The sequence below is a fragment of the Erwinia artemisiae genome (genome assembly GCF_051400835.1).
Lineage (GTDB): Bacteria > Pseudomonadota > Gammaproteobacteria > Enterobacterales > Enterobacteriaceae > Erwinia > Erwinia aeris.
The window spans coordinates 12,538-27,292 of sequence record NZ_JBLFFM010000003.1; the positions used below are offsets into that span (position 1 = coordinate 12,538).

The 14,755-nt window shown below is 54.1% G+C and carries 16 protein-coding genes and 1 tRNA gene; 5 read left to right on the forward strand and 12 right to left on the reverse strand.

Annotation, left to right across the window (positions count from 1 at the left end; translation table 11 throughout):
* Nucleotides 1-21 precede the first annotated feature (21 nt).
* Entirely contained in the window at nt 22-1,143 is a 1,122-nt protein-coding gene (tyrA, locus tag ACMGEE_RS07940) for a bifunctional chorismate mutase/prephenate dehydrogenase (RefSeq protein ID WP_436829871.1), read from the reverse strand.
* Between the two features lie 2 nt (nt 1,144-1,145).
* Complete coding sequence (locus ACMGEE_RS07945) at nt 1,146-2,225, reverse strand: 3-deoxy-7-phosphoheptulonate synthase (RefSeq protein WP_253459004.1); 1,080 nt, start codon at nt 2,223-2,225, stop codon at nt 1,146-1,148.
* Nucleotides 2,226-2,698: 473 nt separating this feature from the next.
* On the opposite strand from ACMGEE_RS07945, the gene ACMGEE_RS07950 reads away from it, so the two are divergent.
* The 3 genes from ACMGEE_RS07950 to ACMGEE_RS07960 all read left to right on the forward strand — a co-directional run bounded on the left by ACMGEE_RS07950 (nt 2,699) and on the right by ACMGEE_RS07960 (nt 4,663).
* Nucleotides 2,699-3,214 (forward strand): GNAT family N-acetyltransferase, encoded by a 516-nt coding sequence (locus tag ACMGEE_RS07950; RefSeq protein ID WP_253459002.1) that lies wholly within the window; start codon nt 2,699-2,701, stop codon nt 3,212-3,214.
* A gap of 153 nt (nt 3,215-3,367) precedes the next feature.
* Nucleotides 3,368-4,060 (forward strand): CTP synthase C-terminal region-related (seleno)protein, encoded by a 693-nt coding sequence (locus tag ACMGEE_RS07955; protein ID WP_436829872.1) that lies wholly within the window; start codon nt 3,368-3,370, stop codon nt 4,058-4,060.
* On the forward strand, nt 4,061-4,663 hold the full coding sequence (locus ACMGEE_RS07960; RefSeq protein ID WP_301253462.1) for a glutathione S-transferase family protein: 603 nt from the start codon (nt 4,061-4,063) through the stop codon (nt 4,661-4,663).
* Nucleotides 4,664-4,724: 61 nt separating this feature from the next.
* On the opposite strand, the gene rplS is transcribed toward ACMGEE_RS07960, so the two are convergent.
* The 5 genes from rplS to ffh all read right to left on the reverse strand — a co-directional run bounded on the left by rplS (nt 4,725) and on the right by ffh (nt 8,252).
* Nucleotides 4,725-5,087: a 50S ribosomal protein L19 gene (gene rplS / locus ACMGEE_RS07965; protein WP_024965502.1), complete on the reverse strand. Its 363-nt coding sequence runs from the start codon at nt 5,085-5,087 to the stop codon at nt 4,725-4,727.
* Between the two features lie 45 nt (nt 5,088-5,132).
* Nucleotides 5,133-5,942 (reverse strand): tRNA (guanosine(37)-N1)-methyltransferase TrmD, encoded by an 810-nt coding sequence (gene trmD / locus ACMGEE_RS07970; protein WP_125287471.1) that lies wholly within the window; start codon nt 5,940-5,942, stop codon nt 5,133-5,135.
* Nucleotides 5,939-6,487 (reverse strand): ribosome maturation factor RimM, encoded by a 549-nt coding sequence (gene rimM / locus ACMGEE_RS07975; RefSeq protein WP_436829873.1) that lies wholly within the window; start codon nt 6,485-6,487, stop codon nt 5,939-5,941. Before rimM ends, trmD begins: the two co-directional genes overlap by 4 nt.
* Before the next feature lie 18 nt (nt 6,488-6,505).
* Nucleotides 6,506-6,754: a 30S ribosomal protein S16 gene (rpsP, locus tag ACMGEE_RS07980; RefSeq protein WP_033739514.1), complete on the reverse strand. Its 249-nt coding sequence runs from the start codon at nt 6,752-6,754 to the stop codon at nt 6,506-6,508.
* 136 nt (nt 6,755-6,890) lie between these two features.
* Entirely contained in the window at nt 6,891-8,252 is a 1,362-nt protein-coding gene (gene ffh, locus ACMGEE_RS07985) for a signal recognition particle protein (RefSeq protein ID WP_125287469.1), read from the reverse strand.
* Nucleotides 8,253-8,410: 158 nt separating this feature from the next.
* On the opposite strand from ffh, the gene ACMGEE_RS07990 reads away from it, so the two are divergent.
* Together ACMGEE_RS07990 and ACMGEE_RS07995 are read left to right on the forward strand one after the other, a co-directional pair.
* Complete coding sequence (locus ACMGEE_RS07990) at nt 8,411-9,202, forward strand: cytochrome C assembly family protein (protein WP_125287468.1); 792 nt, start codon at nt 8,411-8,413, stop codon at nt 9,200-9,202.
* A 25-nt stretch (nt 9,203-9,227) separates the two neighbouring features.
* Nucleotides 9,228-10,514, forward strand: a complete 1,287-nt coding sequence (locus ACMGEE_RS07995) for an HlyC/CorC family transporter (RefSeq protein WP_125287467.1) — start codon at nt 9,228-9,230, stop codon at nt 10,512-10,514.
* A 64-nt stretch (nt 10,515-10,578) separates the two neighbouring features.
* On the opposite strand, the gene luxS is transcribed toward ACMGEE_RS07995, so the two are convergent.
* From luxS to ACMGEE_RS08020, 5 genes are all read right to left on the reverse strand, one after another.
* Nucleotides 10,579-11,094 (reverse strand): S-ribosylhomocysteine lyase, encoded by a 516-nt coding sequence (gene luxS / locus ACMGEE_RS08000; RefSeq protein WP_125287466.1) that lies wholly within the window; start codon nt 11,092-11,094, stop codon nt 10,579-10,581.
* Nucleotides 11,095-11,246: 152 nt separating this feature from the next.
* Entirely contained in the window at nt 11,247-12,848 is a 1,602-nt protein-coding gene (gene gshA / locus ACMGEE_RS08005; protein WP_253458991.1) for a glutamate--cysteine ligase, read from the reverse strand.
* 31 nt (nt 12,849-12,879) lie between these two features.
* On the reverse strand, nt 12,880-13,305 hold the full coding sequence (locus ACMGEE_RS08010; RefSeq protein ID WP_125287465.1) for a YqaA family protein: 426 nt from the start codon (nt 13,303-13,305) through the stop codon (nt 12,880-12,882).
* Entirely contained in the window at nt 13,302-13,868 is a 567-nt protein-coding gene (gene yqaB / locus ACMGEE_RS08015; RefSeq protein WP_253458989.1) for a fructose-1-phosphate/6-phosphogluconate phosphatase, read from the reverse strand. Before yqaB ends, ACMGEE_RS08010 begins: the two co-directional genes overlap by 4 nt.
* 809 nt (nt 13,869-14,677) lie before the next feature.
* Nucleotides 14,678-14,754, reverse strand: a tRNA-Arg gene (locus ACMGEE_RS08020).
* Nucleotide 14,755 lies beyond the last annotated feature (1 nt).

A 14,755-nucleotide genomic window follows, 5' to 3' on the forward strand; every position in this document is an offset into this window, starting at 1 on the left:
CCTGCATTTTATCCAAAGCCGTTAACGGCGGCTGTCGTTGGCCTGACGCAGCAGCGAACGACTTTCCAGCATAAAGCTCTGGGCGTAATCGCCAAACCAATGCTCTACGCGACGGAAACTGTCGACGAACGCCTGTTTGTCGCCCCGCTCCAGCAGCTGAATAGCCTCGCCGAAGCGCTGATAGTAACGCTTAATCAGCGCCAGATTATTTTCTGAGGACATGATGATGTCCGCATAGAGCTGAGGATCCTGCGCAAAGAGTCTGCCCACCATCGCCAGCTCCAGGCGATAAATAGGCGATGAAAGCGCCAGCAGCTGCTCAAGATTCACGTTCTCTTCCGCCAGATGCAGGCCATAGGCAAAGGTGGCGAAGTGACGCAGCGCCTGAATAAAGGCCATGTTCTGGTCATGCTCTACCGCGCTGATGCGGTGCAGACGTGCGCCCCAGACCTGGATCTGTTCCAGAAACCACTGATAGGCTTCCGGCTGGCGGCCGTCGCACCAGACCACCACCTGTTTCGCCAGGCTGCCGCTGTCAGGGCCGAACATCGGATGCAGCCCCAGCACCGGACCGCTGTGCGCGGCCAGCATCGCCTGAAGCGGGCCATTTTTTACCGAGGCCAGATCCACAAGAATACAGTCTTCCGGCAGCGGCGGCAGATCGGCAATCGCTTTTTCCGTCAGGTGGATCGGCACGCTGATGATCACCATTCCCGCATCCGCCAGCAGGCTTTCCGCCTGCGCCCACTCCTCTTTATCCAGGATTTTCACCTGATAACCGGAAAGGGTCAGCATCTTTTCAAACAGCCGCCCCATTTTGCCCTTGCCGCCAACGATCACTACCGGACGAAGCTGCGGATGCAGCGTTTTGAAGCCTTTATCGTTTTCACTGGCGTAGGATTCGCGCATAACGCGGCGCAGCACATCTTCGATCAGGTCTGGCGGCACGCCAAGCGCCTCCGCCTCTTTACGCCGTGACGCCAGCATGGAAGCTTCGCGCTCCGGCACGTAAATCGGCAGACCGTAGCGGCTTTTTACTTCACCCACCTCGGCGACCAGACTCAGCCTTTTGGCCAGCAGATCGAGCAGGGCTTTGTCCACTTCATCAATTTGATCGCGCAGCGCGGTCAGTTCAGCCACCATAATTAACCCTCTTGCGACAGACGCGCCGCCAGTACTCCGTCCAGTTCCTGATGAATTGTTCGCAACAGCGTTTCGGTCGTTTCCCAGTTGATGCAGGCATCGGTCACGGAAACGCCGTAGCGCATGGCGCTTTTGGGCTGTTCGGACGACTGGCTGCCTTCGTGCAGATGGCTTTCCAGCATCAGGCCAATCACGGAACGGTTGCCGTCTCTGATTTGCGAGACGGCGGACTCGGCTACGCCGGACTGGCGACGGAAGTCTTTGTTAGAATTACCATGGCTGCAATCTATCATCAGCGCCGGACGGAGTCCCGCCTGAAGCATCTCTTTTTCACACTGCGCAACATCTTCCGGCCCGTAGTTTGGCTGTTTGCCGCCGCGCAGGATGACGTGGCCATCCGGATTGCCCTGGGTCTGCAACAGGCAGACCTGGCCGCTCTGGTTGATACCCACAAAGCGGTGCGGCATAGAGGCGGCGCGCATTGCGTTAATCGCCGTGCCCAGACTGCCGTCCGTGCCGTTTTTAAAGCCGACCGGCATAGAGAGGCCGGAAGCCATTTCCCGGTGCGTTTGCGACTCGGTAGTGCGTGCGCCGATGGCCGACCAGCTGAACAGATCGCCCAGGTATTGCGGACTGTTAGGATCCAGCGCTTCCGTTGCCAGCGGCAGCCCCATCTCGACCAGTTCAACCAGCAGCTGACGGGCGATATGCAGACCGGCTTCCATATCGAAAGAGTTATCCATGTAGGGATCGTTGATCAGCCCTTTCCAGCCAACGGTGGTGCGAGGCTTTTCAAAATAGACGCGCATCACGATATAGAGCTGGTCTTTGAGATCGTCAGAGAGCGCTTTCAGATGCCGCGCATAGTCCAGCGCTGCTTCGGTATCGTGGATCGAACAGGGGCCGCACACCACCAGCAAACGGTGATCTTTTCCGCTGATAATGTCTGAAATAGTCTGACGGGAAGCAGCGATCTGCGTCTGCTGCGCGTCGGTCAGGGGGAACTTGTTTTTCAGCTCCTGCGGCGTAATTAAAATCTGTTCGTCGGCGATATGAACGTTGTTCAGCGCATCTTTTTGCATGGTCGTCAGCTCTCTAGTGGTCCCGTCAGCCTGTCATCAAGGTTTGAATACTGTATCAGAAGCGGTACAAAACTCAATCTTCCTATGTACACTTTTATTACCACAAAAGATAAACAAGAAGAAAAACAAAAATAAATGATTTTTAATCAGATAGTTAATAAAAAAAAAGACCAGAAACCAAAACGCCTACATGTAAAGTTAAATTTACACCAATATATGCGTTAACCTTACGTCTACCCGATAACCTGAAGTAAAGGACGTCGTACGGCTATCAGCAGGTTAGCCATAGCTACTTTTATTGATTGATCTGTCGCTGTTGAAATGTTTATAAATAACCCTGGGATTTTATAAAGGCAGCGTCGCTTTAAAAACCTGCATCATCCGCCGTATTGCCTTAAGCCGCCGCTTTTTTCGGGCTTCTGTCTGCATTAATAACGCCGTATAAATATTAATAAGCCTGAAGGAAAAGCCATATGCAGGTGCTTTACCGCCCTTACCGTCACGACGACGCCATTGAATTTGCGCAAGCCGTGAATGCCTCACTGGATACGTTGCGTCCCTGGCTGCTCTGGGCGCATGAAGGTTTTAGTCCAGCAGAAGCTCGCCGCTGGTTTGCCGCTACCCACATGCTGCGTGAGACAGGCGAAGCCAACGAGCTGGGGCTTTTCGCCGGGGATGGCCGCTTGCTGGGCGGTGCCGGACTGCGCTATTCCAGCGATCAGAAAAATCTGTGCTCGATAGGCTACTGGGTACGCAGCAGCGAGCAGCGACAGGGCATCGCCAGCCAGGCCGTGCGTTATCTTCTCGATCTGGCGTGGCAGGATCAGGAAAAAGATACGGTAGAAATCCTGGCAGTGGCGGAAAATATGGCCAGCCGCCGCGTGGCGGAAAAATGCGGCGCAGCCTTTATGGGCATTAAGCATGGATTGATCGTGCTGGATAGTGGGCCGGCGGATACGGCCATTTACCGCTTTCATCGAACGCGCTGATTTTCTGAAAACCCGCAACCCTGTGCTTCGGGTTGTTTTATATTTCCATGACTCATCGGGCCGATACGCCTGACGGCTGCGCTCAATAGTCAAAAGCGTAAGCCAGATTGCTGGCTAACGTATAGCCTCTTTTTTCTGCAAACAGGAAACAACATGCACCAATCTGTCCGTCTTGCCCTGGTGGGCGATTTCCGTCCTGATGCCGTGGCGCACCATGCCATCCCACCCGCTATCAAGCTTGCCGCCGACTCGCTCAATATTTCGGTAGAGGCAGAATGGTTGCCCACCCCAGAGATTACCTCGACTGACGTATTGCATAATTTTAATGCGATCTGGGTCGTGCCGGGCAGCCCTTATCAGCATGACCAGGGCGCTTTTATGGCTATCACCTGGGCGCGCGAAAACAATATCCCTTTTCTTGGTTCCTGCGGCGGTTTTCAGTATGCGCTTATTGAGTACGCGCGCAACGTGATGGGCTGGCAAGATGCGGCACATGCGGAAACGGATACGGAAGGCCGTATGGTGATTGCGCCGCTTAGCTGCTCGCTGGTAGAACAAACAGGCGACATCGTCATTGAACCCGGTTCGACGATAGCAAAAGCCTACGGCAAACTCAGCACGCATGAAGGCTATCATTGTAACTTTGGCGTTAACCCTGATTTCGGGAACGAACTGGCCGATTTTCCGCTGCGCATCAGCGCGAGAGATCGGCAAGGCGATGTGCGCGGCATAGAATTGCCCCATCACCGATTTTTTGTCGCTACGCTGTTTCAATCCGAACGGGCGTCGCTGCGTCATGCGCTTTCGCCGCTGGTCGTCGCTTTGCTTACGGAGGCCGGGCGCTAAATGAACGTTTATACATTTCCTAAAAGCCGCTCCTTGAGGGTGCTATGGACTCTGGAAGAGCTAAAATTAGATTACACCACTTCTCCGGTAGCGCTCTTTTCCACAGAACCAGCGGCCTCTTCTCCTCATCCCTTACATAAAGTGCCCGTACTGGAGGACGAAGGTAGCCTTATTTTTGAAACGGCAGCTATCTGCCAGTATCTGGGCGAAAAAAAAGGGGATGGGAAACTTTACCCGACGGATGCGCTGCAAAAAGCCAAAGTCAATGAGTGGCTCAGCTTTTCTCTGACAGACCTTGAATCGCCAGTCTGGTATTTGCTTAAACATAAATTTTTACTGCCCGAGGCTCTACGTTCGCCAGCAGTGATTGAGACAACTTTCCGTGACGCCAGCAAGACGCTTGACGCTATCCGTTTTTCAGCTGAACAAGAGTGGATTGCAGGTGAGCATTTTACGCTGGCCGATATTTTCTTCTCGCATACGCTGATGTGGGCGCAACTGTGCGCATTGCCGGTTAACGATAAATTGACCCGTTACGTAGCAAGATGTCAGCGACGGGAAGCGTTCAGCAAGGCGCTGGAGAGGAATAACCGCACGGCCTGACGCGTTACGGCAGGCAAAAAAAAGGGCCGGTCTTTCGACCGGCCCCCTGTTTCGTATTAACTTAGGATGCTGCTTTAGCGCCCAGACGTTCTTTGATACGTGCAGACTTACCGGTACGCTCACGCAGGTAGTACAGTTTGGCCTTACGTACGGCACCACGACGTTTAACAGCAATGCTGTCGATTACAGGTGAGTGAGTCTGGAATACACGCTCAACACCTTCGCCGTTAGAAATTTTACGAACGGTGAATGCAGAGTGCAGACCGCGGTTACGAATAGCGATAACCACGCCCTCGAATGCCTGCAGACGCTTCTTGGAGCCTTCAACAACCCATACTTTCACTTCCACGGAATCGCCCGGACGGAATGAAGGTACGTCCTGTTTCATCTGCTCTTGTTCGATTTGCTTGATAATGTTGCTCATAATTAAATCTCTTATCCTGGGTAAACTGATATTCAGGCGCCGCGGCTACTGCCCGGACTGCCCATCATCGTTATGTTGCCGTCTGAATTCCTTTTGGAACTCCTTCAGCAACTTTGCTTGCTCTTCAGTCAGAGCCAGGTTTTCCAGAAGTTCAGGTCTTCTTAGCCAGGTACGGCCCAGCGACTGTTTCAGGCGCCAGCGGCGAATTTCGGCATGGTTGCCCGACAGCAGAACTGGCGGAACCTCCATCCCTTCTAACACTTCAGGTCGGGTGTAGTGCGGACAGTCCAGCAGCCCCTCGGAAAACGAATCTTCCTCGGCGGACGCCTGCTTGCCCAGTACGCCAGGTATAAACCGGGCGACCGAATCAATCAGCGTCATTGCCGGCAGTTCCCCACCGCTGAGCACGTAATCCCCGATCGACCACTCTTCATCGATTTCGGTTTGGATGACGCGCTCATCAATCCCTTCATAGCGACCACACACCAGAATTAACTTCTCGCTGGTCGCCAGCTCGCAAACCCCCACTTGATCGAGTTTGCGTCCCTGAGGTGAAAGATAAATCACCTTAGCGCCTTCTCCTGCCGCCGCTTTTGCTGCGTGGATGGCATCCCGTAAGGGCTGAACCATCATTAGCATTCCCGGTCCGCCGCCGTAAGGACGATCGTCCACGGTACGGTGCCGGTCATGAGTGAAGTCGCGAGGACTCCAGCTCTGAATGCTGAGCAGGCCATTTTTTACTGCCCGGCCAGTTACTCCGTATTCGGTAATTGCGCTAAACATCTCAGGGAACAGGCTGATTATGCCAATCCACATCGACTGCGCCGGAGTGTTACCGTCTTGTCCGGAGCTCAAAAACCAGGATCCCAATCTACTTCGATGGTGCCGGTAGTGAGATCGACATTCTTGATAACCTGTCCATCAAGGAACGGAATCAGCCGCTCCTTCGCACCAAACGCATCCTTCAGGTTTGCCTTCACGACGAGAACGTCGTTTGAACCGGTTTCCATCATATCAATGACTTTGCCCAGCTCGTATCCTTGCGTGGTTACTACCTGGCAGCCCATCAGGTCTTTCCAGTAATAGTCACCGCTTTCCAGAGGAGGCAGCTGCTCCGCGTCTACCACAATTTCGCAATTGGTAAGTAGCGTGGCCGCATCACGATCGTCAATGCCTTTGACTTTGATGATCATGTCCTGATTGTGGCGCTTCCAGCCTTCCAGCTCGATAAGCTGCCATTGACCCGCCCGCTGGATAAACCAGGGTTGGTAGACAAAAATGCTTTCAGCATCTTCGGTGGAGGAAAACACTTTGAGCCAACCACGAATACCGTAGGCCGACCCCATCTTTCCCAGAGTTAACGGGTTAGCGGGCGGCTGGGCGGTGAGTTGCTTGCTCATGTTGACCACCGTGACAGATTAAGCTGCTTTCTTAGCTTCTTTGATCAGCGCGTTAACGCGATCAGAGAGAGTAGCGCCCTGGCCAACCCAGTGCTCAATGCGGTCCAGATCCAGACGCAGTGCTTCAGCCTGACCAGAAGCGATCGGGTTGAAGAAACCAACGCGCTCAATGAAGCGGCCGTTGCGAGCGTTGCGGCTGTCAGTGACAACTACCTGATAAAACGGACGCTTTTTAGCGCCGTGACGTGCCAAACGAATTGTTACCATAACATCCTCTTTAGTTAATAAAACAACCGGGCCCCATTGAGGGAACGGGGCCCGGGTGCAATATAAAAAGCCCGAAAATTTTACTCATTTTGGCGTAAAAAGCAATCTAATTCGCCTGAGCGCTTTTCCGACTCGATTAACGGCCCGGGAAGCCCGGCGGCATCATACCTTTCATGCCGCGCATCATCTTCGCCATTCCGCCCTTCTTCATCTTTTTCATCATGCGCTGCATGTCGTCAAACTGCTTAAGCAAACGGTTGACGTCCTGCACCTGCATACCGGAACCCGTCGCGATACGACGCTTGCGGGACCCTTTGATAATTTCCGGCTTCTCGCGCTCTTTGCGCGTCATGGAGTTGATCATCGCCTCCATGCGCACCAGCACTTTGTCATCCATCTGCGATTTAACGTTGTCCGGCAGCTGGCCCATGCCCGGCAGTTTGCCCATCAGGCTGGCCATGCCGCCCATGTTGCGCATCTGCTTGAGCTGCTCCAGGAAGTCGTTGAGATCGAAGCCGTCGCCTTTTTTCAGCTTGCTGGCGAGTTTCTCTGCCTGCGCGCGGTCGACTTTGCTTTCGATATCTTCAATCAGTGACAGGACGTCGCCCATGCCCAGAATACGGGAAGCGATACGATCCGGATAGAACGGCTCCAGCGCCTCGGTTTTTTCGCCGACGCCCATAAACTTAATCGGCTTGCCGGTGATATGGCGGATAGAAAGCGCCGCACCGCCGCGCGCGTCACCGTCAACCTTGGTCAGGATAACGCCGGTCAGCGGCAGCGCTTCGTTAAAGGCTTTCGCCGTGTTCGCCGCATCCTGACCGGTCATGGCGTCGACCACAAACAGCGTTTCCACCGGATTAATGGCAGCGTGGACCTGTTTGATCTCGTCCATCATCGCTTCGTCAACGTGCAGACGACCGGCGGTATCCACCAGCAGCACGTCGTAGAACTTCAGTTTTGCCTGCTGAAGCGCATTTTTAACGATGTCGACCGGCTTCTGACTCAGGTCGGACGGACAGAAATCGACGCCAACCTGCTCCGCCAGGGTTTCCAGCTGTTTGATCGCCGCCGGGCGATAAACGTCGGCAGAAACCACCAGCACTTTCTTCTTGTGCTTCTCGCGCAGGAATTTACCCAGCTTGCCGACGCTGGTGGTTTTACCCGCACCCTGCAAGCCCGCCATCAGCACCACGGCCGGTGGCTGAGCGGCCAGATTGAGCGTGTTGTTCTCGGCGCCCATGGCGGCAACCAGCTCATTCTGAACGATCTTCACAAATTCCTGACCCGGCGTCAGGCTCTTGTTGACGTCGTGACCCACGGCGCGCTCTTTAACGCGGCCGATAAAGTCACGCACTACCGGCAGCGCAACGTCTGCCTCAAGCAGCGCCATGCGCACTTCGCGCAGGGTGTCCTTAATGTTGTCTTCTGTCAGCCGTCCACGGCCACTGATATTGCGCAGGGTCTGCGACAATCTGTCGGTTAAATTATCAAACATCGTCTCTCGCTCAACGTAATGAGAGGTCGCCAGGCGACACAATGGCGCAGATTATAACATGAAGACGCGGCGATCTCAGCCATCCGCGTTGAGATCGTTTGGAGCCAGCGGCCGCTGGCGCTATACTGCTTTTTTTCATAGCCTTGCCGGTACCACCTATGTCCGTTTTTGCGATCCTGGCGCTGCTCGCCTACTCTTTCAGCCTTGCCCTGATTATTCCCAGCCTGCTGCGCAAGCAGAGCGCGTGGCGAGGCATGGCCGTTATCTCCGCCGTCGTCGCGCTGGTGTGTCATGGCGTCGCGCTGGAACAGCGTATTTTCACAGCGGAAGGCGGTCAGAACCTTAGCCTGTTGAATATCGGATCGCTGGTCAGCCTGCTGATCTGCGCCATTATGACCATCGTGGCCTCGCGCAATCGCGGCTGGATCCTGCTGCCTTTGGTCTACAGCTTCGCGCTGATCAACCTGGCTTTCGCCACCTTTGTGCCCAACGCGTTTATCACGCATCTGGAAACCACGCCCGGCATGATGGTGCACATCGGGCTGGCGCTGTTTGCCTATGCTACGCTAATGATTGCGGCGCTTTATGCGCTACAGCTGGCGTGGATAGACTGGCTGCTGAAAAACAAAAAGCTGGCTTTCAGCAAGGACATTCCGCCGCTGATGACCATCGAGCGCAAAATGTTCCATATCACTCAGATCGGGGTAGTGTTGCTGACGCTGGTGCTGTGTACCGGTCTGTTTTATATGCAGGATCTGTTCAGCCGTGAAAACGTGGATAAAGCCGTGCTGTCGATTCTGGCCTGGTTTGTCTATATCGTTTTGCTCTGGGGTCACTATCATGAAGGGTGGCGCGGTCGCCGCGTGGCCTGGTTCAATTTCGGCGGCGCGTTCCTGCTGACCATGGCCTATTTCGGCAGCCGTATGCTGCAACACTTTTTGTCCTCCTGATCCTCCACTACAAGGAATTCCCTCGTTGGAACAAGTTTCAACCACCACGCTGATTATTATTCTTTTCGTTATGGTGCTGGTGTCGGCGTGGTTTGCCGGCTCCGAAACCGGCATGATGACGCTCAACCGCTATAAGCTGCGCCATCAGGCTAAAAACGGCGATCGCGCCGCCCGTCGGGTAGAGAAACTGCTGCGTCGCCCCGATCGCCTGCTCAGCCTGGTGCTGATCGGCAACAACCTCGTTAATATCCTCGCCTCCGCGCTGGCAACCATCGTCGGGATGCGCCTGCACGGCGATGAAGGCGTAGCCATCGCTACCGGCATCCTGACGTTTGTGGTGCTGGTGTTTGCGGAAGTACTGCCGAAAACCGTTGCCGCGCTTTATCCTGAAAAAGTCGCTTTCCCCAGCAGCCTGCTGTTAGGCCCGCTGCAAATCATCATGATGCCGCTGGTCTGGCTGCTGAATACCATTACCCGCGTGCTGATGCGGATGGTCGGCATGAAAACCGACAGCGCCGCCACCTCCGCGCTGAGCAAAGAAGAGCTGCGCACCATCGTGTATGAATCGCGCACGCTGATGTCGCATCGCAATCAGGATATGCTGCTGTCCGTGCTGGATCTGGAAAAAGTGAACGTTGACGACATTATGGTTCCGCGCAATGAAATTGTGGGCATTAATATCAACGATGACTGGAAATCCATCGTGCGGCAGCTGACGCACTCGCCGCATGGCCGCATCGTGCTCTATCGCGATTCGCTGGACGATACCATCAGTATGCTGCGCGTGCGGGAAGCCTACCGCCTGATGACCGAGAAAAAAGAGTTCACCAAAGAAGTCATGCTGCGCGCGGCGGATGAGATTTACTACGTGCCGGAAGGCACGCCGCTGAACATCCAGCTGGTGAAGTTCCAGCGCAATAAGAAGAAAGTAGGTCTGGTTGTTGATGAATATGGCGATATTAAAGGCCTGATCACCATTGAAGACATTCTGGAAGAGATAGTCGGCGATTTCACCACCTCCATGTCCCCGACGCTGGCGGAAGAAGTGATGCCACAGAATGACGGCTCGGTGCTGATTGAAGGCAGCGCTAACGTGCGCGAGCTGAACAAGGCCTTTAACTGGCAGCTGCCGGAAGAGGAAGCGCGTACGGTTAACGGCATGATTCTGGAAGTGCTGGAAGATATTCCGCTGCCCAACACTACGGTGCATATCGGTCACTATGCGATCGATATCCTCGACGTGCAGGAGAATATGATTAAACAGGTTCGCGTTACGCCGCAAAAGCCGCTGAAGGAGTCGGTGGGTTCCTGATAGCTATCCCCTGCCGCCAGGGGATAAACAACCGGGTTTCTGCAAGGGAAGCCCGGTTAACTGACTAGATGTGCAGTTCCTGCAGTTTATCCTGCGGCAGTGCCAGCTCGTCGTTGTGGTTCACGCCGATATCATGCTCAATGATGTGACGCGCGATATCCTGCGCTTCATCCAGAGAGTGCATTTCATAGGTGCCGCACTGGTACTCGTTCAGCTCAGGAATTTTGCGCTGATCGGTCACTTTCAGCACGTCCTGCATCGCGGCTTTCCAGGCTTTCGCCACGCGCTGCTCGTCCGGCGTGCCAATCAGGCTCATATAGAAACCAGTGCGGCAGCCCATTGGCGAGATATCGATGATTTCAACGCCGTCGCCGTTCAGATGGTTACGCATAAAACCGGCAAACAGATGTTCCAGCGTGTGGATACCGCGCTCCGGCATCACTTCTTTGTTTGGCCGGCAGAAGCGCAGATCGAAAACGGTAATGGTATCGCCGTGCGGCGTGTTCATGGTTTTCGCTACGCGAACCGCAGGCGCCGCCATGATGGTATGATCGACGGTAAAGCTATCCAGCAATGGCATATGGTTACCTCTGATAAATTTATTTTCGCAGTGATGAAACTTTCTCTGTCGACTCGTGGTCTGAATCTATGAAAGACGCGCATTTTGTTATCATCATCCCTGACAACAGAGATGTTAATTTGGCCACATTGATGTGGCCTTTTTCTTTTGCGTTAGCTTCGGCTTTTCAGAAAGTCTTCAAAGCTAAGCGTATCACTTTCTTCGATTTCCTGCTGACTAACGTTTGAACGGATAGCCTCCTGCTCAAAGTCGCTCTCCGTCAGGATCTCCAGCTGCTCGTTCGCCAACTGAGCATGATACTGCTCTGCCAGCGCCAGGCCCGTACCGGCCAGCCCGTTTTCTTTCAGTGCTGTCAAAAAACGCGCCGAATAGGTCAGGTCAGGATCGTCAAACGAGGCGGCCAGACGGTCACAGGCGGCCTGATAATGGCGATCGCCCTGCTGACGATCGAGCGTTTCCGCCACGCGCTGCAGATCTTTAAACAGGTTTTTGCCGACTTCCGCCAGCGGGAACTGCGCTTCTTCGCAACCGATACCCAGCATCAGGCCCGGCTTGCGCCCTTCCAGAATGACCCGGTTCCAGTTGGCGCGCGTGCAGAGCAGCTCTTCGCTGCTCATTTCCGGCGCGTCGGCCAGCGTACACCAGATCAGGAACAGATCGAGGAAGCGCACCTGATTTTCATCCACGCCTGTCGGCGAGAACGGGTTAATATCCAGCGAGCGCACTTCAATGTACTCGATGCCGCCGCGCAGCAGCGCATCGGAGGGATTTTCGCCGGAGCGCGTAACGCGTTTCGGGCGGATCGGCGCATACAGCTCGTTTTCAATCTGCAACACGTTAGTGTTGAGCTGCAGCCAGTTGCCCTGCTCATCCTTCACGCCCATGCGCGCGTACTCTTCCGAAGGCGTTTTAATCGCCGCCTTCAGCGCTTTGACATAGTCAGGAAGATTATTGAAGGTGATGCCCAGTCCGCTCTGCGATTTATTGGTATAACCCAGGTCACTCAGGCGCAAAGAGGTAGCGTAAGGCAGATAGAGCAGACCATTTTCGGTACGCTCAAACGGTAAGTCCGTCTCTTTCCCCTGCAGGAAAGAAGAACAAACGGCCGGCGAAGCGCCAAACAGATAGGGAATGATCCAGCCAAAGCGATAGTAGTTACGGATCAGGCGCAGATAGCCTTCCGAGATCGCGTCGGTGCTGCTCTGCCCTTCTTTGCCATCCGTCCAGGCCTGCCAGAAAGAGAGCGGCAGCGAGAAGTTATAGTGCACGCCGGAAATGACCTGCATCAGCGCGCCATAGCGGTTCTTCAGGCCCTGCCGATAGAGCGTTTTCATCTGCCCGATATTGGAGCGCCCGTACTGCGCCAGCTCTATTTTATCGCTGTCGTCGATCAGGCACGGCATACTCATTGGCCACATCCGCTCCGCGCCGAGATCGCGTGAGACGTGACGATGAATATCGCGCAGAAAAGCCAGCAGATGATCGATGTCACGATCTACCGGCGTAATAAATTCCAGCAGCGTTTCAGCAAAATCAGTGGTAATCCACTTATGGGTCAAGGCTGAACCCAGCGATTTAGGGTGTCCGCTGGTGGCCAGATGGCCATCAGGTTTAACACGCAGCGTTTCGCGTTCAATGCCGCGACCAATACCTTTCATTGCCTCAGGGTGAGCTTCCAGCCAGGAAAGCGCCTGTGATACGTCCGGGATCAAATTGACCTCCCGCTTGGGGAAAAATTTATTATTGTTCAGCATAATGTTAATCATGATAGCGACGCTTAGCGAATCACTGCCACCATTCCATGCCCTGTAATGTTGCGAAAGCCAGCACGCCATAGCGCAACGTCTTGCCCACGGCGAGCCAGAGCGCAACCGGAAGCCAGGCGAAGCGAAGCCAACCCGCGAGAACGCAAAGCAGATCGCCAATAACCGGCAACCAGCTAAGAAGTAACGCAGCAGGCCCCCAGCGGTGCAGCCACGCTGTTGCTGTGTTATGCCATCGCCCCTGCTGTTTTAGCGGCAGACAGCGGCCGATGATAACGTTGGTTAAACCGCCGAGGGTATTCCCCAGGGCAGCAATGCCGGTCACGCCGAGCGCGGAAGCTTTTCCCGACAGCAGCAGCGAAACCAGCAGCACTTCTGAGTTTCCCGGCAGCAGCGTGGCGCTCAGGAAACCGCTGACAAACATTGAACCGTATAGCCAGTCGCTCACAGACGCCTGACGTCGACAAAAGCCATGCCTGCCGCCTGCGCGGCCTGAATACCGAAATCGGCGTCTTCAAACACGATACAGCGCTCAGGCGCAACACCGATTAATTCGGCGCAGCGCAGAAACGTATCCGGTTCCGGCTTATGACGCTTAACGTCATCAGCGCCGACAACCGCGTCAAAATAGTCGCGAAGCCCTAAATGTTGCAGCAGCGCTTCGGCTACGGCGTGCTCGCTGCCGGTACCGACCGCCATAGGCCGTTTACCGCGGTAAGCTTTAACGACGTCAACCAGCGGCAGCGGCTGGACGCTATCGAAAAGCATCTCTTTCAGCGCCGCGGTTTTTTCTGCGGCCAGCTGATGGGGATCCAGGCTGCTCTGATAGCTGTTGATGATAGCTTCCGCTATCCGCCACGTTGGCGAGCCGTTCAGCTTAATCAGCGACAGGTCGTCAAAGCGCATATCGTAGCGCGCCAGAACGGTTCGCCAGGCTTTACGATGCGTAGGTTCCGTATCCAGAATCGTGCCGTCCATATCAAATATCAAGCCGTCATAACTGTCGTACACGGAAGCCTCCGTCCCTGAATCAACGAACGTTTACTTTAGCGTAAAGCACCGAACTTGTCGCTGTCAGCTTGGATCCGCAAATGCCTTGAAACATATAGGGTTTTTTATTATCAGATTATATCCTTGTTAACAGATGGCCTTAATTGAGGCCAAAAAGCACAAAAGTGTAACTATGGAACCGACTCTGGACCGGCAATTAACGGGGTATATAACGGCAAAAGCAGAAAGTGAGGAAATGTATATTATAAAGCGGCGTGATAATTTCGCCTTGTTAAGGCAGCAAGTATGAGGATACGGAAAGGGTATTGGAAAAGCATCAGGCAGGTTTTTTACAATTCGATCGTAAAGGATTGCTGTAGCATCAGCGTTATAAGCTTTATACGGTATGGCTGTTCAGAATGGCTATGAGTTGGAATAACAGAAGATGAGGATAATGCGCTTGCGCTTCGGGTCATTGCTAAGCGTTTTTACTCTTCCTGTACAAGCTGCAAGCTTTTCACAGTATGTCAGTAAAGGTGTTACGACGAGATATTCAGAAGATGGTGCATCCGGGAGGATGATTCGGCTGGCGCCTCACCCTTACGGGCCGTTGCTAAAGCAACGTTATCATCCCTTGTGCTGGCGGTAACTGCTTGCGCTATGCGAGTACGTTATTGCGACCAGATTTGCAATATATGGTGCATCCGGGAGGATGATTCGGCTTACGCCTCACCCTTCGGGCCATCGCTTAGCGATGTTATCCTCCCTGTACACGCTGCAACCTTTTCACAGTATGTCAGTTAAGATATTGCTGCCGCATTACTAAAATATGGTGCATCCGGGAGGATTCGAACCTCCGACCGCTCGGTTCGTAGCCGAGTACTCTATCCAGCTGAGCTACGGATGCA